21 protein-coding genes are annotated in these 21,662 nt (G+C 70.5%); 7 read left to right on the top strand and 14 right to left on the bottom strand.

The window, feature by feature from the left end; genetic code table 11:
* Nucleotides 1-8: 8 nt before the first annotated feature.
* The 6 genes from rpmF to SSP08S_RS16630 all read right to left on the bottom strand — a co-directional run bounded on the left by rpmF (nt 9) and on the right by SSP08S_RS16630 (nt 6,539).
* A complete protein-coding gene (gene rpmF / locus SSP08S_RS16655; protein WP_015657589.1) occupies nt 9-182 on the bottom strand; it encodes a 50S ribosomal protein L32 in 174 nt (57 codons plus the stop codon).
* A gap of 2 nt (nt 183-184) precedes the next feature.
* On the bottom strand, nt 185-838 hold the full coding sequence (locus SSP08S_RS16650) for a YceD family protein (RefSeq protein ID WP_019068742.1): 654 nt from the start codon (nt 836-838) through the stop codon (nt 185-187).
* A 133-nt stretch (nt 839-971) separates the two neighbouring features.
* Nucleotides 972-2,045, bottom strand: a complete 1,074-nt coding sequence (locus SSP08S_RS16645; RefSeq protein WP_019068741.1) for a F0F1 ATP synthase subunit B — start codon at nt 2,043-2,045, stop codon at nt 972-974.
* 99 nt (nt 2,046-2,144) lie between these two features.
* The gene (gene coaD, locus SSP08S_RS16640) at nt 2,145-2,624 is read right to left on the bottom strand and encodes a pantetheine-phosphate adenylyltransferase (protein ID WP_019068740.1); all 480 of its coding nucleotides are present in this window, start codon (nt 2,622-2,624) and stop codon (nt 2,145-2,147) included.
* Between the two features lie 26 nt (nt 2,625-2,650).
* Nucleotides 2,651-3,238 carry a 16S rRNA (guanine(966)-N(2))-methyltransferase RsmD gene (rsmD, locus tag SSP08S_RS16635; RefSeq protein ID WP_019068739.1) on the bottom strand — a complete coding sequence of 196 codons (588 nt, stop codon included), beginning with the start codon at nt 3,236-3,238 and terminating at the stop codon, nt 2,651-2,653.
* A gap of 79 nt (nt 3,239-3,317) precedes the next feature.
* The gene (locus tag SSP08S_RS16630) at nt 3,318-6,539 is read right to left on the bottom strand and encodes a helicase-related protein (protein WP_019068738.1); all 3,222 of its coding nucleotides are present in this window, start codon (nt 6,537-6,539) and stop codon (nt 3,318-3,320) included.
* Nucleotides 6,540-6,708: 169 nt separating this feature from the next.
* On the opposite strand from SSP08S_RS16630, the gene SSP08S_RS16625 reads away from it, so the two are divergent.
* The gene (locus SSP08S_RS16625; protein WP_026178550.1) at nt 6,709-8,535 is read left to right on the top strand and encodes an HSP90 family protein; all 1,827 of its coding nucleotides are present in this window, start codon (nt 6,709-6,711) and stop codon (nt 8,533-8,535) included.
* On the top strand, nt 8,535-11,468 hold the full coding sequence (locus SSP08S_RS16620; RefSeq protein ID WP_019068736.1) for a hypothetical protein: 2,934 nt from the start codon (nt 8,535-8,537) through the stop codon (nt 11,466-11,468). Before SSP08S_RS16625 ends, SSP08S_RS16620 begins: the two co-directional genes overlap by 1 nt.
* Before the next feature lie 3 nt (nt 11,469-11,471).
* Here SSP08S_RS16620 and SSP08S_RS16615 read toward each other — a convergent pair whose 3' ends face one another.
* A complete protein-coding gene (locus tag SSP08S_RS16615; protein WP_019068735.1) occupies nt 11,472-13,160 on the bottom strand; it encodes a DAK2 domain-containing protein in 1,689 nt (562 codons plus the stop codon).
* Between the two features lie 257 nt (nt 13,161-13,417).
* On the opposite strand from SSP08S_RS16615, the gene rpmB reads away from it, so the two are divergent.
* Nucleotides 13,418-13,603, top strand: a complete 186-nt coding sequence (rpmB, locus tag SSP08S_RS16610; protein ID WP_004924906.1) for a 50S ribosomal protein L28 — start codon at nt 13,418-13,420, stop codon at nt 13,601-13,603.
* Nucleotides 13,604-13,686: 83 nt separating this feature from the next.
* Here rpmB and thiD read toward each other — a convergent pair whose 3' ends face one another.
* Nucleotides 13,687-14,481 (bottom strand): bifunctional hydroxymethylpyrimidine kinase/phosphomethylpyrimidine kinase, encoded by a 795-nt coding sequence (gene thiD, locus SSP08S_RS16605; RefSeq protein WP_019068734.1) that lies wholly within the window; start codon nt 14,479-14,481, stop codon nt 13,687-13,689.
* A complete protein-coding gene (locus tag SSP08S_RS16600; RefSeq protein ID WP_019068733.1) occupies nt 14,478-15,443 on the bottom strand; it encodes a thiamine-phosphate kinase in 966 nt (321 codons plus the stop codon). The genes thiD and SSP08S_RS16600 overlap by 4 nt, the downstream gene beginning before the upstream one ends.
* Nucleotides 15,444-15,646: 203 nt before the next feature.
* On the opposite strand from SSP08S_RS16600, the gene SSP08S_RS16595 reads away from it, so the two are divergent.
* Nucleotides 15,647-15,880 carry an Lrp/AsnC family transcriptional regulator gene (locus tag SSP08S_RS16595; protein WP_019068732.1) on the top strand — a complete coding sequence of 78 codons (234 nt, stop codon included), beginning with the start codon at nt 15,647-15,649 and terminating at the stop codon, nt 15,878-15,880.
* A 20-nt stretch (nt 15,881-15,900) separates the two neighbouring features.
* Nucleotides 15,901-16,392, top strand: coding sequence for a DUF3515 domain-containing protein (locus SSP08S_RS16590; RefSeq protein ID WP_019068731.1), 492 nt, complete (start codon nt 15,901-15,903; stop codon nt 16,390-16,392).
* Between the two features lie 19 nt (nt 16,393-16,411).
* On the opposite strand, the gene SSP08S_RS16585 is transcribed toward SSP08S_RS16590, so the two are convergent.
* The 3 genes from SSP08S_RS16585 to SSP08S_RS16575 are packed head-to-tail and all read right to left on the bottom strand — an operon-like array spanning nt 16,412 to nt 19,445.
* Entirely contained in the window at nt 16,412-17,569 is a 1,158-nt protein-coding gene (locus tag SSP08S_RS16585; protein WP_019068730.1) for a D-alanine--D-alanine ligase family protein, read from the bottom strand.
* A 59-nt stretch (nt 17,570-17,628) separates the two neighbouring features.
* Nucleotides 17,629-18,639, bottom strand: a complete 1,011-nt coding sequence (locus SSP08S_RS16580; RefSeq protein WP_019068729.1) for an NAD(P)H-dependent glycerol-3-phosphate dehydrogenase — start codon at nt 18,637-18,639, stop codon at nt 17,629-17,631.
* The gene (locus tag SSP08S_RS16575; RefSeq protein ID WP_019068728.1) at nt 18,636-19,445 is read right to left on the bottom strand and encodes a lysophospholipid acyltransferase family protein; all 810 of its coding nucleotides are present in this window, start codon (nt 19,443-19,445) and stop codon (nt 18,636-18,638) included. Before SSP08S_RS16575 ends, SSP08S_RS16580 begins: the two co-directional genes overlap by 4 nt.
* Before the next feature lie 144 nt (nt 19,446-19,589).
* On the opposite strand from SSP08S_RS16575, the gene cofC reads away from it, so the two are divergent.
* Nucleotides 19,590-20,249, top strand: coding sequence for a 2-phospho-L-lactate guanylyltransferase (gene cofC, locus SSP08S_RS16570; protein ID WP_019068727.1), 660 nt, complete (start codon nt 19,590-19,592; stop codon nt 20,247-20,249).
* Between the two features lie 9 nt (nt 20,250-20,258).
* Complete coding sequence (locus SSP08S_RS16565) at nt 20,259-20,462, top strand: hypothetical protein (RefSeq protein ID WP_019068726.1); 204 nt, start codon at nt 20,259-20,261, stop codon at nt 20,460-20,462.
* Between the two features lie 87 nt (nt 20,463-20,549).
* Here the strand turns inward: SSP08S_RS16565 and SSP08S_RS16560 are convergent, their stop codons facing one another.
* Together SSP08S_RS16560 and SSP08S_RS16555 are read right to left on the bottom strand one after the other, a co-directional pair.
* Nucleotides 20,550-21,185: an HU family DNA-binding protein gene (locus SSP08S_RS16560; protein ID WP_019068725.1), complete on the bottom strand. Its 636-nt coding sequence runs from the start codon at nt 21,183-21,185 to the stop codon at nt 20,550-20,552.
* A 137-nt stretch (nt 21,186-21,322) separates the two neighbouring features.
* Nucleotides 21,323-21,553 carry an SCO5555 family protein gene (locus SSP08S_RS16555; RefSeq protein WP_019068724.1) on the bottom strand — a complete coding sequence of 77 codons (231 nt, stop codon included), beginning with the start codon at nt 21,551-21,553 and terminating at the stop codon, nt 21,323-21,325.
* Nucleotides 21,554-21,662 lie beyond the last annotated feature (109 nt).

Raw genomic sequence — 21,662 nt, 5'->3', positions numbered from 1 at the left:
CCAGCCGCTCAGACCTCGAGGACCTGGCGCTTGTTGTACGTGCCGCAAGACGGGCACGCGATGTGCTGCTGCTTGGGCTCGTGGCAGCGCTCGCACGCAACCAGAGGGGTGACCGCAGCCTTCCACTGCGACCGGCGGTGGCGCGTGTTGCTGCGCGACATCTTCCGCTTCGGAACAGCCACGGCTACTTCTCCTGCTTCTCGTTGGCGCGCGCCGGTCGGGGCGCCTCGCCACTGATCTCGTCCTTCTCGCCGTCTTCGAGTGAACCGGCGAGTCCCTGCAGTGCCGCCCAACGGATGTCGACGGCTTCGTGGTGGTGGTCCGGGTCGTCCGTGAGCCGCACTCCGCACTCGGAGCACAGGCCCAGGCAGTCGTCCTGGCACACCGGCTGCATCGGCAGTGCGAGCACCACCGCATCGCGCAGCACGGGTTCGAGGTCGAACAGGCCGTCCTCGATGAAGAGCCTGTCCTCGTCTTCCTCGGCGTCGTCGACCGGTTCCGCTTTCACACGGCCACGGTCGTCGGCGTCAGGGTACGAGAACATCTCCTGGAATTCCGCTTCGAGCGACAGCTCGAGCGGCTCCAGACACCTTACGCACTCCCCCTTGGCCTGTGCACGGGCGGTGCCTGTGACAAGCACCCCTTCCATGACCGACTCAAGGCGGAGGTCGAGCTTCACCGGGGCGCCTTCCGGCACTCCGATGACTCCCTGGATCCCGAGATCCTTGGGAGCGTCGATCGAACGGGTCAGGCGCTGCAGCGCACCAGGACGCCGCCCCAGCTCGTGAGTGTCGAACACGAGAGGGTTGCGGTGGTCGAGGCGGGCGTTCAGAGCCATTCCTGTCTTTCGGTCTGCTGAGCTCAAGGAGCGCTGCCCTTCGGTGCTTCCGGGCAGCGTTGATCGCGGACGTACACGCGACCGAAGAGCCAGGATACTGGACCTTTCGCTCACGGCCCAATCCGGTGGTCCCTTACAGGCCTCGGCCCTGCTCGTACGCCCGCAGCTGCTCGGCGCTGATCATGCCGGTGTCGAAGAGGCTGGTCTCGTCGAGGGCGTACCCCTGCTGTCCCTGCTGGTCCATCTGCTGCGCCTGCTGCATCTGGTTCGGGTCGTACACGGGCTGCTGGCCGGTGTCGTAGCCCTGGTAGGCGTAGGGGTCGGCCTGCTGGTAGCCGTAGGGGTCCTGCTGCTGGGGCTGGGCGTACTGCTGCTGATAGCCGTACTGGTCCTGCTGCTGGCCGGTCTGCTGGTAGTCGTAGGCCGCCTGCGGGGCGTAGTCCTGCTGCTCGGGCTGGACCGGGGTGTTCGAGACCGGGGTGTCCGTGACGGTCGCGAGGTCGGCGAGGTAGTCGGCGTCGCTGGTGTGCTGGACCTGGCTGCCGTCGTCGTCGAAGGCGAGGGCGCCGAGGTCGTCACTGGCGATCCGGCCGTGCAGCTTCTGCCGGCCCTTTCCGACGGCTTCCAGGGTCTTGGCGAGGACCGCCTCGAAGGCGCCGAGCTTGACGTCCACGTAGGCGTCGGCGTCGCGGCGCAGGGTCTCCGGGTCGTGGCTGCGCTCGGGGGCGTCCTCGTCCTCGTAGCCCTGGTCGTCGATGCCGGGACCGGTGCCGAGCAGCTTCTCGCGGCCTCGGCCGACCGACCCGAGGGTCTTGGTGAGGACGACCTCGAAGTTGGCGAGCTTGGAGTCGACGTAGTCGTCGGCCTCCGCGCGGACCTCCTCGGCCTCCTGGCGGGCCTCGGCGAGGATGCGGTCCGCCTCGTTCTGCGAGCGGCGGGCGACCTCGGTGTCAGAGATCAGCGAGCCGCGCTCGGCGTGCGCGGTCTGGATGATCCGCTCGGCCTCCTGGCGGGCCTGCTCGACCATCTCGTGCCGGCCGCCGATCAGCTCCTGTGCCTCGGCCAGCGAGTCGGGCAGCGCCGCGCGCACCTCTTCGAGCATGGCGAGCAACTCGGCGCGGTTGACCACGCAGGAGGCCGACATGGGCATGGACCGGGCGCTGGAGACCGAGGCGACGATCTCGTCGAGCTTCTTCTGCACGTCCACCGTGTGCTCGCCACTCTCTACCGACGTGTTGGAGACGGACGGGTCGACTGTACGACCACTCCTGTCCCGCCCGACACCGGGTGACGCACAGTCAGTCCCTCAGGCCTTGCCGATCCGGCCCTTGAGCGCGTCCAGGACCACCGGCGGCACCAGGTGGGAGATGTCGCCGCCCCAGGTCGCGACCTCCTTGACCAGCGAGGACGACAGGAAGCTGTAGGTGGGGCTGGTCGGGATGAACAGAGTTTCGACGCCCGAGAGTCCGTTGTTCATCTGGGCCATCTGCAACTCGTAGTCGAAGTCGCTGACCGCGCGCAGGCCCTTGACGATGGCGGGGATGTCGCGCTGCTTGCAGTAGTCGACGAGGAGGCCGTGGTAGGCCTCGACCTGCACATTGCCGAACTCGGCGGTGACCTCGCGGATCAGCTCGATCCGCTCGTCGACGGTGAACAGGCCCTTCTTCGACTGGTTGATCATCACGACGACGTGCACGACGTCGTACAGCCGGGAGGCACGGGCGATGATGTCGAGGTGTCCATTGGTGATGGGGTCGAAGGACCCCGGACAAACAGCGCGGCGCACTTGATTTCCCTCGCTCTCCGGTCCGGTCATCGTGCGTCTTCGCACGTAGAGGCGGCGCGACCGTACCAAAAGGTCCCCTCGCCGTAACGACGGGCCCGGATCCCCTCGAAACCGTCCGGCCACCCGAATTCGCCGCCTCTGGTGCTGCGCTCCACGGTGACGAGCGCCTCCGGCGCGAGCCAGCCCCCCGACCGGAGTGTGAGGAGAATCTCCCGAAGATCGTGATCTGGGACAACATACGGCGGATCGAGAAACACGATGTCGTACGGCTCTGTCGGCGCCGCCGTCTGGACGACCTGCTCGGCCTTGCCCGCCCTGACCTCGGCGCCGGGGAGGCCGACGTTCTTGACGTTCTCCCTGATGACCCGGGCGGCCTTGGCGTCGGCCTCGACGAGGAGGGTGTGGCCGGCTCCTCGGGAGAGGGCTTCGAGGCCTACGGCGCCGGAGCCCGCGTAGAGGTCCAGGACCCGTTCGCCGTTCAGGGGGGCGCCCAGGAGGGACTGCCAGGTGGAGAAGAGGCCCTCGCGTGCGCGGTCGGAGGTGGGGCGGGTTCCGGTGCCTGGCGGCACGGCGAGTCGACGTCCGCCGGCTTCGCCGGCGATCACGCGGGTCATCTGGCGTCCTTGATCGTGAGTGGGTGCAGGTCCATTGTGGCTGGTCGCGCAGTTCCCCGCGCCCCTGGGTAAGACAGCCTCAGCCCTTTTCCAGGTACTGCTCTCTCTCCTCATCCAGTAGGGCGTCCAGCGCTGTACGCAGCCCGGGGAGGTGCTCCAGCTCCGGATCGGCCTCCACCACCTTCGTCGCCTCCTCCCTCGCCTCCGCGATGATCTCCTCGTCCTCGATGACCGACAGCACCCGCAGGGACGTACGGGCGCCGGACTGTGCCTGCCCCAACACATCGCCCTCTCTGCGCTGTTCGAGGTCGATGCGGGAGAGTTCGAAGCCGTCGAGGGTGGACGCCACGGAGTTGAGGCGCTGGCGGGCCGGGCTCGCCTCCGGCATCTCGGTGACCAGGAGGCAGAGGCCGGCCGCCGAGCCACGCCCCACCCGGCCGCGGAGCTGGTGGAGTTGGGAAACCCCGAAGCGATCCGCGTCCATGATCACCATGGCGGTGGCGTTGGGCACGTTGACGCCGACCTCGATGACCGTGGTGGCGACCAGGACGTCGGTGTCCCCGGCAGCGAAGCGGCGCATCACGGCGTCCTTGTCGTCGGGGTGCATCCGGCCGTGCAGCACCTCGACCTTGAGGCCCTGGAGGGGGCCCTTCGCGAGCTGGGCGGCGACGTCGAGGACGGCGAGCGGTGGGCGCTTCTCGGCCTCGTCCTCGGCGGACTTCTTCTTGCCGGCCTTCTTGGGGTCGTCCTCCTCGTCGCCGATGCGGGGGCAGACGACGTATGCCTGATGGCCGTTGCCCACCTCCTCGCGCACGCGCTCCCACGCGCGGGCCAGGAAGTGGGGCTTGTCGGCGGCGGGGACGACATGGCTGGCGATGGGTGAGCGGCCGGCCGGGAGCTGGTCGAGGACCGAGGTCTCCAGGTCGCCGAAGACCGTCATGGCGACCGTGCGCGGGATGGGGGTGGCGGTCATGACGAGGAGGTGCGGGGGCTGCTTGCCCTTGCCGCGCAGGGCGTCGCGCTGTTCGACGCCGAAGCGGTGCTGTTCGTCGACCACGACCAGACCCAGGTCGTGGAACTGCACCTTGTCCTCGATCAACGCGTGCGTACCGATCACGATCCCGGCCTCACCGGTGACGAGGTCGAGCAGTGCCTGTCGGCGGGCCGCCGTCCCCATCGACCCGGTGAGCAGCGTGACCTTCGTGGCCCGCTCGGCCCCACCCAGCATCCCGCCCTCGGCCAGCTCCCCCATCATCTCGGTGATGGACCGGTGATGCTGCTGCGCGAGCACTTCGGTGGGCGCGAGCATCGCGGCCTGTCCGCCGGCGTCGACCACGGCGAGCATGGCTCGGAGGGCCACCATGGTGTTGTGCGTCACGGTGAAGTTGTCGGTGACGTAGGCATGGCTTGGGTGCGCGACGCTGATGCACTGGACGGGTTTGCGTCCCACGTACTCAACTGCCCGGATTCCACGGCGGAACGTGTTGTATTTCGGCCTGCTCCCTACGCGTTCGGCCTTGCGGGCCAGCCTGAACGGTGCGTATTCGTCAGGCAGGGCCACGGAGACGTTGAAGGCCGCCTTCTTCGGCAGGACACACGCTCGCCCGCCGAGTGAACGCACCAGCCAGGCAACGTCGCTGGCCAGTGCGAGCGAGGCAGAACAGAACGAGATGCTCAAGCCGTCCGAGTGGACGGTCCCGTCCGTGTCCATCAGCCCTTGGAGCAGAGCCAGACGGTTCTTGATCGATGTGTTCTTGAACTCGTCGGGAATGAACTTGCCGTGCGATGTGACACCCCAGAGATGCAGACCACGCAAGGTCTGGATCACGGGATTGCGAACGCCTCCGGCCCGGTGGGCAAGCTGAATGGTGAAGTCACAACGGGAGCCCTTCACCGGAACCAATTGGCACTCTGGGGCCAGAACAGTCGCCGCAGCATCACGGATCTCGTCATCCATCGTGGACAACCGCAGGTTGTGCCGGAATGAGCCGTCTCCCAGAAGGAGACCGAACAGGTAGGGATCGAGAGGCAGTCCGCAGTCGCCTCCGAGATCGACCGGGGCAGCTGCCGGGAGATACCACTTCGAAGATCCATTGGCCTTGAACGTGTCCAGCCGGATCTCCCGAGTCGTCATGACGTTGGGAGCCTGCCCTCGGTGCCACCCGCAGCTCGTGCCGACGATCCAGAGATGCTCGTCGTCGCACTCCACACGGCTTCCGTCGGAGAGGACCAAGCGCCAGACCTCACGCTCTCCCTGAGGGAAGACCCCGTCGATCAGCGCGATCTCCCCGTCCGGCACGACGACCTCGTCCCCCACCTCCAGATCTCCCATGGGGCGGAACCCTGCAGGCGTGAGCACGAGCGAGTCGAGCGGTTGGGCCTTGCCCGATCCCACCTCCCCCTGCAGCAACCGATGCATCGGATGCTCCGTCGCCAGGTCGTCGAAGATCTCCCTGGACACCTTCAGCTGCCCGTCCGTGAGGGTGAACGGGAGGCGGTCGTCGAAGGCGGTGAGGAGGCCGTCGGGGGACGGTTTGCGGGCTACCGCCGGGAGTTGGGCGTCGGTGTGGCGGCGGCGGGCGAGGGCTACCTGGAGGACGAAGGCCTCGTCCCACTTGAGGCGGTCTCGGGCGGCGGCGATGTCCGCCTTGGTGTGGGGGCGGTGGATCTTGAGGAGGGCTTCGGGGAGGGAGACCAGGCCGCGGCCCTCGCGGAGGGAGTCCGGGAGGGGATCGACGGCCTCCTGGGCGCTGGGCAGGACCGTCTGGAGGGCCTTGCCGATCTTCCAGGACTCCAGTTTGGCGGTGGCGGGGTAGATGGGGATCAGGGTGCCCGCCCAGGTCTCGACCGTCTCCTCGGCGTCGCCCTTCAGCAACTCGTATGCCGGGTGGGCCAGTTGCAGTCGGCGGTTGAAGACGGAGACCTTGCCGGCGAACATCGCGCGGGTGCCCGGCAGGAGTTCCTTGTGGGGTTTGTGAACTCCCGAGCCGAAGAAGACGAGTTGGAGCCGGCCGCTGCCGTCCGTGATCGTGACTTCGAGTCGCTGGCCCTTGCCCCGGGGGGCCTTGCTGGACGCGAAGGTGTGCAGGCGGGCGTCGGCGACCTGTGCGACCACGGTGACGTGCTCGTCCATCGGCAGCTCGGCGAGGTGCGTGAGCTGGCCGCGCTCCTCGTATCTGCGCGGGTAGTGGTGCAGGAGGTCGCCCACGGTGTGCAGGCCGAGATGCTCGGCCATCACCTTCGCGGTGGCGGGGCCGAGCACCTTTTTCAGTGGTTCTTCCAGTGCGGGCACGAGATCCATTGCACACCACGCCACTGACATTGCCGTATACGTCTCGCGAAACCCCTGGTCAGACGGCTCGTTCCGGCTCTAGGATGGCGCGCTCCGGCCATCCCCCGCGGTCACCGCCTCACAGGGACCGCCCGACCCTCGCGCCGTTCGCACCTTCCCCCACCTCGGCGCTGCGACGATGGACTCCCAGACCTCACAGTCATCACAGGCATCCCAGTCACCTCACACGTTCCAGGTCGACCTGCGCGGTCTGGTGGACCTGCTCTCCCATCACCTCTACTCAAGCCCCAAGGTCTATCTGCGCGAGCTGCTGCAGAACGCCGTGGACGCGATCACCGCGCGCCGGGCCGAGCAGCCCGACGCCCCCGCCCTGGTGCGGTTGTACGCCGAGGGCGGCACCCTGCGCGTCGAGGACTCCGGCGTCGGGCTCACCGAGGCGGACGTGCACAACCTCCTCGCGACGATCGGCCGTAGCTCCAAGCGCGCCGACGGGCTCCAGGAGGTCCGCTCCGATTTTCTCGGGCAGTTCGGCATCGGGCTGCTGGCCTGTTTCGTGGTCGCCGAGCGGATCCGGGTCGTCAGCCGCAGCGCCCGTACGCCCGACGCGCCGCCCGTGGAGTGGACGGCGACGGACGACGGGTCCTACACCGTGCGGACCCTGCCCGCCGCCGAGCATCCCGAACCGGGCACCACCGTCCACCTGGTGGCGCGCGCCGGGGCCGGTGAGTGGCTCACCAAGGAGCGGGTGCTCGCGCTGGCGCGGGACTTCGGGGCGCTGCTGCCGTACGACGTGCGGGTGGACGGGGAGGCGATCACCGATCTGCCGGCGCCCTGGGACCGGCCGTATCCGAGTCCCGGCGCGCGCAGGGTGGCGCTGGCCCGGCACTGTCACGAGCTGTTCGGGTTCACGCCGTTGGACTCGATCGAGCTGTCCGTGCCGCTCGCCGGGATCCGCGGGGTGGCCTATGTGCTGCCGTCGGCGGTGAGCCCGGCGCAGCGTGCCACGCACCGGGTGCATCTCAAGGGCATGCTGCTGACCGAGCGGGCCGAACAGCTGCTTCCGGACTGGGCGTTCTTCGTGCGCTGTGTGCTGGACACGGACAGTCTGCGGCCCACGGCCTCGCGCGAGTCGCTGTACGAGGACGAGACGCTGGCGGCCGTACGGGAGGCGCTCGGCGAAAGGATTCGCTCCTGGCTGACCGGGCTCGCGGCGGGCGATCCGGAGCGGCTGGCCGCGTTCCTGTCGGTGCACCACCTGGGGGTGAAGTCCCTGGCGCGGCACGACCCGGAGATGCTGCGCACGATGCTGCCGTGGCTGCCCTTCGAGACGACCGACGGACGGGTCTCCCTGGAGGAGTTCGCGCAGCGCCACGCGGTGGTGCACTTCACGCGGACGGTCGAGGAGTACCGGCAGGTCGCCCCGATCGCGTCCGCGCAGGGCATCGGGGTGATCAACGGCGGCTACACCTACGACGGCGAACTGGTCGAGGCGCTGCCGTCGGTGCGCCCGGGGACGGTGGTCGCCGAGCTGGACTCGGACACCGTGACCGCGCACCTGGACTCGGTCGACCCGGCCGAGGAGCTGGCGCTGGCGGACTTCCTGGCCGCCGCGCGGGCCAAACTGGACCCCCTGGGCTGCGATGTGGTCCTCCGGGCGTTCCATCCGCTGTCGGTGCCCGCGCTGCACCTGGACGACCGCTCGGCGCGGCACGAGCAGGCCCGCGCGGAGGCCGAGGAGCAGGCCGACGACCTGTGGGCGGGCATCCTGGGCTCGCTACGGGGCAGCGCTCCACGCGCGCGGCTCGTGCTCAACCATCTCAACCCGCTGATCCGGCGGATCAGTTCGCTCAAGGACAGGGACCTGATCGGGACGGCCACGGAGTCGCTCTACGGGCAGGCACTCCTGATGGCGCAGCGACCACTGCGCCCCGCCGACTCGGCACTGCTGAACCGGGCGTTCATCGGCCTCCTGGAGTGGGCCACACACGGGGAGGGCGACCACTGATGGCAGGGATCACGGACTTCGACGCGCTGCGCCGGGCGATGGCCGAGAACTCCGAGGAGCCGGAGGGACCGGCCCGCAACGCGCGCGCGGAGCAACTGCTCGCCGAGGCCGAGAAGCTGGACGTCCCGCTCGCGGTGATCGAGGCGCTCGGGCACCAGCTGAAGGTCTACAACTACAGCTCCGAGAAGGACAAGATGTTCGTCCCCTTCGCGCGCCTGCTGCGCATGTGGGACGAACGGCCCGAGGACTTCGACGAGTACGAGGTCCACTCGCTGCACTGGGTCTTCAAGTGGATGTCGTCCGGGATGCTCGGCCAGCCGCACATCCCGCTCGCGTCGATCGAGAAGTGGCTCGCCGAGATGGAGCACCGCTACCGGCTGGCCGGTCACTCCGAACGGGCCGTGCGCAGCGCGGAGTTCAGCGTCGCCTCGCACGTCGGGGACCTGGCGCGGGCCGAGCGGGCGTACACGGCGTGGCTGGCCGCCGACCGGGACACCATGGCCGACTGCCACGCGTGCGAGCTGCACAGCCAGGGCGAGTGGCAGGTCGAGCGGGGGCGCGACGCCGAGGCCCTCGACCTGTGGGGTCCGGTCCTGGAGGGCGAGTTCACCTGCGCCCACGAACCGCACACCGTCCTCGCGTCCTCCCTGGCCCCGCTGCTGCGCCTGGGGCGGGCCGACGAGGCGCGCGCGCACCACCTGCGGGGTTTCCGGCTCGTACGGTCCATGGAGAGCATGCGAGCCGCGTACGCGGACCATGTGGAGTTCTGCGCGCTGAGCGGCAACGAGGCGCGCGGTCTGGAGCTGCTGGCGGAGCGTCCGGCGTACTTCACGGACTCCGGGAACCCGCGCAGCGGGCTGGAGTTCCTGTCCGTGGTGACGCTGCTGATGGACCGGCTGACGGAGCTGGGGCTCGGCGACCAGCGGGTGCCGGGACCGGCCGGCCGGCCCTGGACGGCGCGTGAACTCGCCGCCCACGCGCGCGTGGAGACCCTCGCGCTGGCCGCCCGCTTCGACGAGCGCAACGGCACGACCCATGTCGGCGACGGGGCACGCGCGCGCATGGATCAGCGACCCCTGGTGGAACGACTGCCCCTGGGAGTGCGTTCGGCGGGCCGGCCGGCCACCGCGCCGGTGACCGTCCCCGCGCCCGAACCGGCCCCGGAGAAGGACCTCGCCGCGCTGCTCGCGGAGGCGCGGCGGCTGTCGGACACGCTGCAACCGCACGCCGTGGAGGCCTGGTTGGCCGTCGCCCGGGCCGCCGAGGGCGCCGAGCTGTCCGCTCTGGACCGCGCGGAGATCGCCGACCACCAGGCGATGGACCAGGGCCCCGAGGGCATAGCCCTCTTCGAGCGCGCCGCCGAGCTGTACGCGGAGGCGGGCGACCCCGGGGAGGCGTGGGCGGCACGCGCGCGTGGGGCCTACGTACGGGCTCTCACGGGCGAGGTCGACGAGGCCCTCACGGCGATCGCCGGCCCGTACGACGGGGTGCTCGCGCTGTACGCCGAGGGCGCCACGGGCGTACGGCAGACGGCGGGCGTGCTGATGAGCCGGGCGCGCGTCCTGATGCGGGGCGTGCACGAGGATCCCTCGGGCGACTCCCCCGACGCCGAGCTGCTGGACGCGGCCGAGGCGGCCGTCCGGGAGGTGCTCGCGCTGGTCGACGGGCACACAGGGGACGATGTCCGACTGGCCGCGCGGGCCGCCGAGGGACAGGCGATGCTGGCCGAACTCGCGGTGCGGACCGGGGATTTGGAGACGGCCGTCCGGCTGTTCGCGAAGGCCTCGGCGGCTTTCGTGGAGGCGGGGCTGCCGTGGTTCGCGGTGGAGTACGAGGCCCGGTCTGCCGGGCTGGCCCATCACCTCGGGGACATCGCGGAGGCGGAGCGCGCGCTGCGGGCAGCCCTGGAGCACGGCGGGCCGTACCTGGAGGCGCCGGGGCGGGCGCAGCTGCACCTCCAGCTCGCCGAGGTGCTCGGCGGCCGGGGCCGGTCCCAGGAGGCGGCGGAGCATGCCCTGGAGGCCGCTCACTGGTCCGACGAGGCGGGCGAGGGCCCGACGCTGGGCGCCTGGGCCCGGCACCAGCTGGGCGGCTTCCTGCTGCGTCAGGGCCGGTGGGCCGAGGCGGCGGAGGTGCTGGAGTCGGCGCTGCCCGACCTGAGCGCCGAGACGCACGGCGACGGCGCGGTCGTCCAGACGAAGTGGTGGCTCGGGGACTGTCTGAGCGAGCTGGGTGAGCACCGCGCGGCGGCCGAACGGCGGTTGCAGGCGGCCGAGATCGCCCGGCACTGGCCCGAGCAGCACGACCACGCGACTCTCGCCCATCTCGCCGCCGAGTCACTGGGTCACGCGGGGCTGCACACCGAGGCGGACCAGGCCTACACGCGCGCGGGTGACCTGTGGCGGTCCCTGGGGAACGTGCACGGGCTGGTGCGTTCGCTGCGCGCCCGTGCCTGGCTGGCGTTGCGCGCCGACCAAGGGCTCGACAGCGCGCGGGAGTTGATGTCGGCCGCGATCGAGGAGTGCGAGGCCGCGCTGCTGGTGACGGACGACGAGGAGGCGCGGCAGCGGCTCACCGGTGAACTCGGCCACACGCACCGCCAGTTCGGCGAGCTCCTGGCCCGTTCGGTCGCCGAGGAGGCCGAGGACACCGCGATCCAGGGCGCGTTCGAGGACGCCCTGGCGCAGACCGCGGAGGCCGTCGCCGTGTTCGCCGCCCTCGGGGACGGCGCCGTGCACACCCGCACGGCCGCCGAACTCGCCGCGGGCTGGCTGGAGGCGGACCTCAGCCGTCCCGCCGACGCGGCGGCACGCGCGCGTGGCGTGCTGAAGGCCTACGAGGGTGCCGACGACGGCGACGAGACGGTACAGGCCCGTCGCGCCGAGGCCGAGCAGCTGCTCCAGCTGATGGAGGAGCAGAACGACGACAAGTAGTCCCTACTCGACGCCGATGAGCAGCAGGGCGCCCTGCCGGCCGCCCCGGTACACCACCGTGTCGACCGCGAGGTACGACTCGCGGACATGGACCTCCAGGACGTCGGCGACGCTCTCGGGGGCCTCGTCGCCCAGGACGAGGGTGACGAGTTCGCCGCCGGCCGCGAGCATGCGGTCCAGGACGGCGCGGGCGGTGGCGGTGACGTCGGCGCCGATCACCGCCACGTCGCCGTCGACGAGGCCCAGGACGTCCCCGGCCTGGCAGATGCCGGCCATCGTCCAGGACTGGCGCTCGGCGACGGCGACCTCCGCGTAGCGGGTCGCGCCGGCCGCCGAGGTCATGGAGACGACGTCCTCGTCGAAGCGGCGCTCGGGCTCGTGCACGGCGAGCGCGGCGATCCCCTGGACCGCGGAGCGCGTCGGGATCAGCGCGACCCGGATGCCCTCGGCCCGGGCCTGCTCGGCCGCTGCCGCCGCCGTGTGCCGCAGGTCGGCGTCGTTGGGCAGCAGCACGACCTCACGCGCGTGTGCCCGTCGCAGGGCCGCGACCAGCTCCCCGCTGGCGGGCGGCTCCCCGGGGCGCGCGAGCACGGTGGTCGCGCCGGCCTCGCCGTAGAGCCCCGCCAGGCCCTCCCCCGGGACGACGGCGACGACGGCCCGCTGGGCGCGCTCCTTGGGCGGCCGTTCGGCACCGGTGGTGTGGACGTCGCCGAGCCCGAAGTGGGTGATCCGGATGCGGTACGGCCGGCCGGCCTCGACGCCCGCCTCGACGGCGGCGCCGGCGTCGTCGACGTGCACATGGACGTTCCACAGGCCGTCGCCGCCGACCACGACGAGCGAGTCGCCGAGCGCGTCGAGCCGGTCCCGCAGCCGGGTCACGGCCGTGTCCTCGGCCTCCAGGAGGTAGATCACCTCGTAGGCGGGACCGCCCTCCTGGGGTGCCGTCGGGTCGTCCTCGCAGAGGAGGACGTCGTCGACCCCGGGAGCCCCGACAGCCGAAACGGCCTCCACGCGCGCGTGTCCCCCGAAGACCGGTGCCTCCCGGGTGAACGTCTCCACCAGCGCGGCCAGGACCGCCACCAGCCCCCGTCCGCCCGCGTCGACCACTCCCGCGCGCTCCAGGACCGCCAGCTGCCCCGGGGTCGCGGCCAGCGCCGCGCACGCCCCGTCGTAGGCGGCCCGTGCCACCGTCCCGCAGTCGCCCTCGGTGTCGTCGGCCGCGTCGGCCGCCGCCGAGGCGACCGAGAGGACGGTGCCCTCGACCGGATGGGCCACGGCCTTCCGGGCGGAGTCGGCCGCGTGCCGCAGCGCGAGCCGCAGCCCCTCGCCGTCCGTGTGAGCCGTCTCACCGTCGGCGGCGAGCACCTGGGCCATACCGCGCAGCAGCTGCGCGAGGATCGTCCCGGAGTTGCCGCGCGCCCCTATGAGTGCCCCGTGGGCCATCGCCCGGACCGCGTCGGCCAGCGGCGGCTTCTGCTCGGTCAGGGTGCCGTGCCCGGCGAACACCGCCTCCACGGCCGTGACCGCGGACTCCATGGTCAGGTACAGGTTGGTGCCGGTGTCCCCGTCGGCCACGGGATACACGTTGATGGCGTCGATCTCCTCGCGCGCACGACCCAGCGCGCGCAGCGCGAGACCGCACCAGGTACGCACCGCGAGAGCATCGAAGAATGTCTGCGGCACCTGCGGCACCTGCGCCTCCTTGAGCTGCTGGACTGGCACGCAGCGTAGACCCCGGAGGGGGCCGGGCCCGAGGAGGGCCGGAGCAGGCCCTCGACCAGGCATGGTAGTTTCGTTGAACCGGCGCAGTCGTTGTATGCTGCTCCGGTTGCCCGATCTCGATCGGGCCATCCCCCCTGGCAGCGCCACATCAGATCCTAGATCCTGATCCCGGCATGCCGGGATCATCCGTAAGTGCATCTGTGCATCTGAAGTCTTTGGAGTGACCCGTGGCTGCCAACTGCGACGTCTGCGGCAAGGGGCCGGGCTTCGGCAACAACATCTCGCACTCGCACCGCCGTACGCCGCGTCGCTGGAACCCGAACATCCAGCGCGTTCGTACCGTGGTCGGCGGGACGCCGAAGCGCGTGAACGCTTGCACCTCGTGCATCAAGGCCGGCAAGGTCTCGCGCTGACGCACCGCTAAGCGCGCGGCCACTGCTGGTTCGCTGCATCGAGCCGGTCCACCTCGTGTGGGCCGGCTTTTTGCCGTGCCCGCTCAGAGGTCCTCGCGCCGCAGCGCCCAGCCGTGATCCACCGGCCCGATCCCGCCCCCCAGCGCGAACCCCGCCGCGATCGCCCCGGTGACGTACTTCTTCGCCGCCGTCACCGCCTCCGGCACCGACCGCCCCTTGGCCAGCTCGGACGCGATCGCCGAGGCGAGCGTGCACCCCGTGCCGTGCGTGTGCCGGTTGTTGTACCGGGGCGCGCGCAGCCAGTGCTCCTCGGTGCCGTCGGAGAGCAGGTCCACGGCGTCGCCGGACAGATGCCCGCCCTTGACGAGCACCCACCGCGGTCCGTACGCCAGCACGGCCGCCGCGGCCTCCCGCAACTGCTCCTCCGTCTCGACCCGCACACCGGTGAGCTGCGCCACCTCGTCGAGGTTCGGCGTCGCCACGGTCGCGACCGGCAGCAGTTTCGTGCGTACGGCGTCCAGCGCGGAGTCCGCCAGCAGCGAGTCCCCGTGCTTCGAGATGCCGACCGGGTCGACGACGGCCGGGGCGTCCGTCCCCGCGAGCAACTCCGCGACCGTCTCGACGAGTTCGGCCGACGCCAGCATGCCGGTCTTCACGGCCTGTACGCCGATGTCGTCGACGACACTGCGGTACTGCGCGCGCACCGCCTCCGCCGGAAGTTCCCAAGCCCCTTGCACACCGAGGGAGTTCTGCGCGGTGACCGCGGTGACGACGCTCATGCCGTGCACACCGAGCGCGAGCATCGTCTTCAAGTCGGCCTGGATTCCCGCCCCTCCACCGGAGTCGGAGCCGGCCACGGTCAGCACCAGCGGTTTCACGACTCGATGTCCCCGAAGTGGTCCCAGCCGCCCTTGCTGGTCCACGGCGCCCCGTCGACCGTCACCTGGGGCAGCGCCGACGGGTTGAGGACCTCGCCGATCACCTTCCAGCGGGCCGGCAGCTTCACGTCCGGGGCGAAGGTCGCCACGATCGCGTGGTCCTCTCCCCCGGTGAGCACCCACTGGATGGGGTCGACGCCGACGGCCTGCCCGATGTCGTGCATCTGGGTCGGGATGTCGATCGCGCCGGAGCGGATGTCGATGCGGACCTTGCTCGACTCGGCGATGTGTCCCAGGTCGGCGATCAGCCCGTCGCTGACGTCGCACATCGAGGTCGCGCCGAGCCCGGCCGCCGCCGGACCCGCGTGGTACGGCGGCTCGGGGCGCCGGTGCGCCTCCACGAACGCGCGCGGCGAGCGGAAGCCCCGGGACAGCACCGCGTACCCGGCCGCGGACCAGCCCAGCCAGCCGGTCACCGCCACCACGTCACCGGGCTGCGCGCCGGCCCGGGTGACCGGCTCCCGGCCGCGCAGATCGCCGAGCGCGGTGATCGACACCATGATCGTGTCGCCCCGTACGACATCGCCGCCGACCACCGAGGCGCCCGCGACCTGGCACTCGTCGCGCAGGCCGTCCATCAGCTCCATGGGCCAGGTGACCGGAAGTTCGGCCGGCACGACGAGGCCGAGGAGCAGCGCGGTCGGTACGGCGCCCATCGCGGCGATGTCCGCGAGGTTCTGCGCGGCGGCCTTGCGTCCGACGTCGTAGGCCGTGGACCAGTCGCGGCGGAAGTGCCGCCCCTCCAGCAGGATGTCGGTGCTCGCCACGACCCTGCGGTCGGGCGCGGCGACGACCGCGGCGTCGTCGCCGGGGCCGACCCGGACCGAGGGAGTGGTGGTGAGCCGGGAAGTGAGCTCCCTGATGAGCCCGAACTCCCCCAACTCACCGACGGTGCCCTTCATCGTTCGTCCTCTTCTCGTGACGGCAGCGCCCGGTCGCGAGCCGTCGGTGTGCTCGGTACGGTCGAGGTGACCGTCAACTTCAGTCGTGCCCGTGCCCCGGCACGAGGGGAAGGGCTTCCGCGGGTCTCCCCGTGGTGAGCGGCGACGCGATACCGTGGCGTTCCTTTTCCCCACATGATCCTCGTGGCCGCCCTGGAGGTTCCGTGGTACAGGCGTACATCCTGATCCAGACGGAGGTCGGCAAGGCGTCGACCGTCGCCGACACGATCAGCAAGATTCCCGGAGTGATCCAGGCCGAGGACGTGACAGGACCGTACGACGTGATCGTGCGCGCCCAGGCCGACACGGTCGACGATCTCGGCCGCATGGTGGTCGCCAAGGTCCAGCAAGTGGACGGCATCACCCGCACCCTGACCTGCCCGGTGGTGCATCTGTAGCCCCCGTCTACCCTTGGCCGGTGAACTCTCTCCGTCACCGGCGCCGTTCTGTCATCGGGCTGTCCGTGCTCGCCCCGCTGATCACCCTCGCGGGCTGCTCCTCAGCAGACGACAGCGCGTCGGCGGCGGTTCCCTCACCGGGCGCGAAGGTCACCGGGCTGTGCCGGAATCTGGACAAGGTGCTGCCGTCGAAGGTCGACGGCCAGGGCCGCCGGGATCCCGAGCCCGCGTCCGCGCTGACCGCGGGCTGGGGGAACCCGGCGATCATACTGCGCTGCGGTGTCGTGAGACCCGCGAAGATGAACGACCCGGAGGCCGACGGCGTCGAGGTGAACGGCGTGGGCTGGCTGCTGCAGAAGCAGGACGACGGGTCCTTCCGGTTCACCACGACGCTGCGCAAGGCGTACGTCGAGGTGACCATCCCGAAGGACCGCGCCGGAGACGGTCTGGCACCCCTGGTCGACCTGGCGAAGTCCGTGCAGAAGGCGATCCCCGCGGGGATCGCCGACTAGCTCGACCGGACCGGCCCGTTCAGCGCAGTCCGGTGGACCGGCGCAGCGCGGCCTGCACCAGACGGTCCACCAGCTCCCCGTAGGGGACGCCACTGGCCTGCCACATCTGCGGGTACATCGAGATCGGCGTGAAACCGGGCATGGTGTTGATCTCGTTGATGACGAACTCGCCGTCCTCCGTGAGGAAGAAGTCCGCCCGCACCAGCCCCTCGCAGGAGGCCGCCTCGAAGGCGTCCACCGCGAGCTTCTGCACCTCGGCGGTCTCCTCGGGCGTCAGCGGGGCGGGCACGATGCCGGGGGTCGAGTCGATGTACTTCGCCTCGAAGTCGTAGTACGCGTGCTCCTGGGGCGGCGGGATCTCGGCCGGCACGCTGGCCCGCGGCCCGTCCTCGAACTCCAGCACCCCGCACTCGATCTCGCGGCCGCGCAGCGCGGCCTCCACGAGGATCTTCGGGTCGTGCCGCTGCGCCTCCTCGATCGCCTCGTCGAGTCCGGCCAGATCGTCGACCTTGGTGATGCCGATCGACGAACCCGCGCGCGCGGGCTTCACGAACAGCGGCCAGCCGTACTCACCGGCGAAGTCGACGATCTTCTTGCGGGCGGCGGACTCGTCCCGCTCCCACTCGCGCGGCCGGATCACCACGTAGGGGCCGACCTTGAGGCCGAACGAGGTGAACACCCGCTTCATGTACTCCTTGTCCTGGCCGACGGCCGAGGCGAGCACACCGGCGCCCACGTACGGCACACCGGACAGCTCCAGGAGTCCCTGGAGGGTGCCGTCCTCGCCGTAGGGGCCGTGCAGGACGGGGAAGACGACGTCGACCTCGCCGAGGGCCTTGGGCACGGATCCCGGTTCGCTGATGACGACTTCGCGGTTCCCGGGGTCGAGCGGGAGCACCACTCCGCCCTCGCTCGACTCGGCGAGCTCGTCGACGTCCGGGGTACGGCGGTCGGTGATCGCCATGCGCTCCGGCGCGTCGGCGGTGAGGGCCCAGCGGCCTTCGCGGGTGATGCCGATCGGCAGGACGTCGTACTTGGTCCGGTCGATGGCCGCGAGGACGGCGCCGGCGGTGACCACGGAGATCCCGTGTTCGGAGCTGCGACCGCCGAACACGACGGCCACACGCGGCTTGCGAGGCGGCTGCTCAGGGCTCTGGGAGAGGTTCTCGGTGCTCATATCGCGATGAGCGTACCTGGTGGTACTGCTGTGATACAGCGCCTGCGTACTGGCGTTGCTCAGCGTCGCTCGGGCTTGGCGCTGCGCGACATCAGCTCCTTCACGGCGACCACGGGCGACTTCCCCTCGTGCACGATCTCGAAGACCGTCTCCGTGATCGGCATGTCGACGCCGTGCCTGCGGGCCAAGTCCAGTACGGATTCGCAGGACTTGACGCCCTCGGCCGTCTGCTTGGTGACCGCGATGGTCTCCTGGAGGGTCATGCCCTTGCCGAGGTTGGTGCCGAAGGTGTGGTTGCGCGACAGCGGCGAGGAGCAGGTCGCCACCAGGTCGCCGAGGCCGGCGAGCCCGGAGAAGGTCAGCGGGTCGGCGCCCATCGCGATGCCGAGCCGGGTCGTCTCGACGAGCCCGCGCGTGATGAGCGAGCCCTTCGCGTTGTCCCCGAGCCCCATGCCGTCCGCGATGCCGACGGCGAGCCCGATCACGTTCTTCACCGCGCCGCCGAGCTCGCAGCCCACGACGTCGGTGATGGTGTACGGCCTGAAGTACGGGGTGTGGCAGGCGGCTTGGAGCCGGCGGGCGACGGCCTCGTCGGTGCAGGCGACCACCGCGGCGGCCGGCATCCGGGAGGCGATCTCGCGGGCGAGGTTGGGTCCGGAGACCACGGCGATACGGTCCCGGCCCACCTTGGCGACGTCCTCGATGACCTCGCTCATCCGCATGACGGAGCCGAGTTCGACGCCCTTCATCAGCGAGACGAGGACCGTGTCGGGCGCCAACAGGGGTGCCCAGTCGGCCAAGTTGGCGCGCAGCGTCTGCGAAGGGACCGACAGGACGGTGAAGTCGGCGCCGGCGGCGGCCTCGGCGGGGTCGGTGGTGGCCCGCAGGTTCTCCGGGAGTTCGACACCGGGGAAGTAGTCGGGGTTCGTACGGCCGGAGTTGATGGCGTCCACGACTTCCGCGCGGCGCCCCCACAGGGTGACCTCGCAGCCCGCGTCGGCGAGCACCATGCCGAAAGCCGTGCCCCATGAACCGGCGCTGAAAACAGCCGCCTTGACCGGCTTGCTCACGTGCCCTGCCCCTCTTCCTGCTCGACCTTCGGCTCGGTCGCCGACTCGGCCCTGGACTCCAACTGCTCGGTCTCCGCGGCCGTCCGGCGCCGCTGCTCGATCCGCTCGCGGCGCGGGTCGTAGGGCGTCTCGGGTGCCTTGGCGCCGCGGATCTGCTCCAACAGGCGTGTGATGTCGGCCATGATGACCTCGGTCGCCTCCTTGAGGAGGTCCGGGCTCATGTCCTTGCCGTAGAAGCGCGTGAGGTCCACCGGCGGGCCCGCGAGCACATGGCTGGTCTTGCGCGGGAGGACGTGCAGCTTCTTGGCGTACGGCGGCAGCAACTCGTTGGCGCCCCACTGCGCGACGGGAATCACCGGGCACTTGGTCTGCAGGGCCACGCGCGCGGCACCGGTCTTGCCGGTCATGGGCCACTGGTCGGGGTCGCGGGTGATGGTGCCCTCGGGATAGAACGCGACGCATTCACCGCGCTCCACGGCGTCGATCGCGGCGCGGAAGGCGCTCAGCGCGTCCGTGGTCTCGCGATAGACGGGGATCTGTCCGGTGCCGCGCATCGCGGCGCCGACGAATCCCTTCTTGAAAAGGCCGCTCTTCGCGAGGAATCGCGGAACGCGCCCGGTGTTGTACTGAAAGTGAGCGTACGCAAGGGGATCTACGTGCGAATTGTGGTTCACCGCGGTGATAAATCCGCCCTCGGCCGGAATGTGTTCCATTCCACGCCAGTCCCGCTTGATCAGAACCACCAGCGGCGGTTTGCAGAGGACCGCTGCGAAGCGGTACCAGAACCCGATTCTGCGGCGGGGCACGCGAACACCTTCCTCTAGGACCTGGGGGGCCGCACAAGTGTCGCCCCAGGCCGTCGGTCTGTCGAGAACACCGTACGCCCCGCCACCGACAACGCCAGGGGTGCCGGGTGACAATGACCGTGACAAGAGAGGGACGGAACCCGCGTGCAGTGGACCTTGGTCATACCCCTGAAGTCTCTGGCGCGAGCCAAGACCAGGCTCTCGGACACGGCCAGCGACGGGCTGCGTCCGGGGCTCGCCCTCGCCTTCGCGCAGGACACCGTGGCGGCCGTGCTGGCCTGCCCGGCGGTCCGCGATGTGGCGGTCGTCACGGGCGACGCCCTGGCCGGCCGCGAACTCGCCGCGCTGGGCGCCCGTATCGTCGCGGACGAGCCGGGAGACGGTCTGAACGCCGCGCTGCGGCACGCGGTGACGGTCGTGCGGGTTTCCCGCCCCGAAAGCGCGGTGGCGGCCCTGAACGCCGATCTGCCGGCTCTGCGCCCCATGGAATTGGCCCGGGTCCTGGACGCGGCGGCGGAATTCCCGCGCGCTTTTCTCCCGGACGCCGCCGCAATCGGCACCACTTTGCTCACCGCGCGCGCGGGCCTTGAATTGCGCCCGGCATTCGGCACCGATTCCCGCGCCCGCCATCGCTCCTCCGGCGCGGCCGAACTCGCCCTGGACGCGGTGGATTCCGTACGGCAGGACGTGGACACCGGCGAGGACCTGCGGGCGGCGCTGGCCCTGGGTGTGGGGCCGCGCACGGCGGCGGCGGCCGCGGGGCTGCTGATTCCGGGACGGCCGGGGGCCCTGGGCGGGCAGTAGGCTGCGGCCATGCAGGCGACCGCTTACACCTACGACGCCGGGACCCGCACCGGCAGTGTGCTGCTCGACGACGGCACCCCGGTGCCTTTTGACGCCGCCGCGTTCGACGCGGGCGCGCTGCGGCTGCTGCGGCCGGGACAGCGGGTGCGGATCGAGACCGAGGGACCCAAGGACCGGCTCAGGATCACACTGGTGACGCTGCAAACCTTCTGAACGCCCGTGCACGGGCGTTGAACACGCCGCGGGCCGGACTCCCAGCGGGAGTCCGGCCCGGCGCGTGAGTGCCCTGCGTTCCGCTGACTAGCGGGTGGCGGTGGCCTTCTTGGCGGTGGTCTTGCGCGTCGCCGACTTCTTGGCCGGGGCCTTCTTGGCCGCAGCCTTCTTGGCGGTGCCGGTGGCCTTCTTGGCCGCCGTCTTCTTGGCCGTCGCCGTGGTCTTCTTGGCGGTCGCCTTCTTGGCCGTGGTCTTCTTGGCGGTGGCCGTCTTGGCCGCCGTCTTCTTCGCCACGGTCTTCTTGGCCACGGTCTTCTTCGCGGTGGCCGTCGCCCTCTTGGCGGTGGTCTTCTTGGCCGCGGCCTTCTTGACCGTCGCCGAAGCGGTGCCGCTCAGGCTGCCCTTGGGCGCCTTCTTGACGGCGACCTCGCCACCGCGCGGGAGCTTCTTCGAGCCGCTCACCAGGTCCTTGAAGCCCTGGCCCGCGCGGAAGCGCGGAACGGAGGTCTTCTTGACCCGAACCCGCTCGCCCGTCTGGGGGTTGCGGGCGTAACGGGCCGGACGGTCGACCTTCTCGAACGAACCGAAGCCGGTGACCGAGACCCGGTCCCCACTGACGACGGCACGGACGATGGCGTCCAGTACCGCGTCGACCGCCTCGGCGGCCTGCTGACGGCCACCGACCTTGTCGGCAATCGCTTCTACGAGCTGCGCCTTGTTCACGTCTTCCCCTTCGGAGACATTGCCGGAACGAAAGTGTTCAGGCTTTTCCGCACGTTAGGCAGATATATACCGCAAATCAAACACGAAACGGGCTAATCACCCGTGCGCCGCAACGAACTCGGCTGTCCTGGACTTGTTCAGCGTTCCTCTTCGGGGAATCGACCCGCGTCGAGGTCCGCCGTGAACCGGTCCAGTCGCCTTGTCGCATCGGCGAGATCGTGCTTGGCCGCGGCCGTAATGACCAGCAGCTTCCGGGCCAGCGCCATCCGTACGCCCTCCGGGACTTGCAGTGCGCGCACCCTTGTGTGCGCTTCCTTGAGTTGGTCCGCGACTGCCGCATAGAGCTTGAGTTGGCCGTCGTGTTCCATGCACAGATTGTGCCATCTGGGGCGAGTTGTCGCCTGCGGGGGTCGCAACTGGTGCCTCGAACGGCCTGACGGAGCCCGGCGGCAGCCTTGGCTCAAAGCTGCGCCTACC

It is taken from the genome of Streptomyces hokutonensis (genome assembly GCF_000376565.1).
GTDB lineage: Bacteria > Actinomycetota > Actinomycetes > Streptomycetales > Streptomycetaceae > Streptomyces > Streptomyces hokutonensis.
This window is presented reverse-complemented; position numbering and strand designations above follow the sequence as displayed.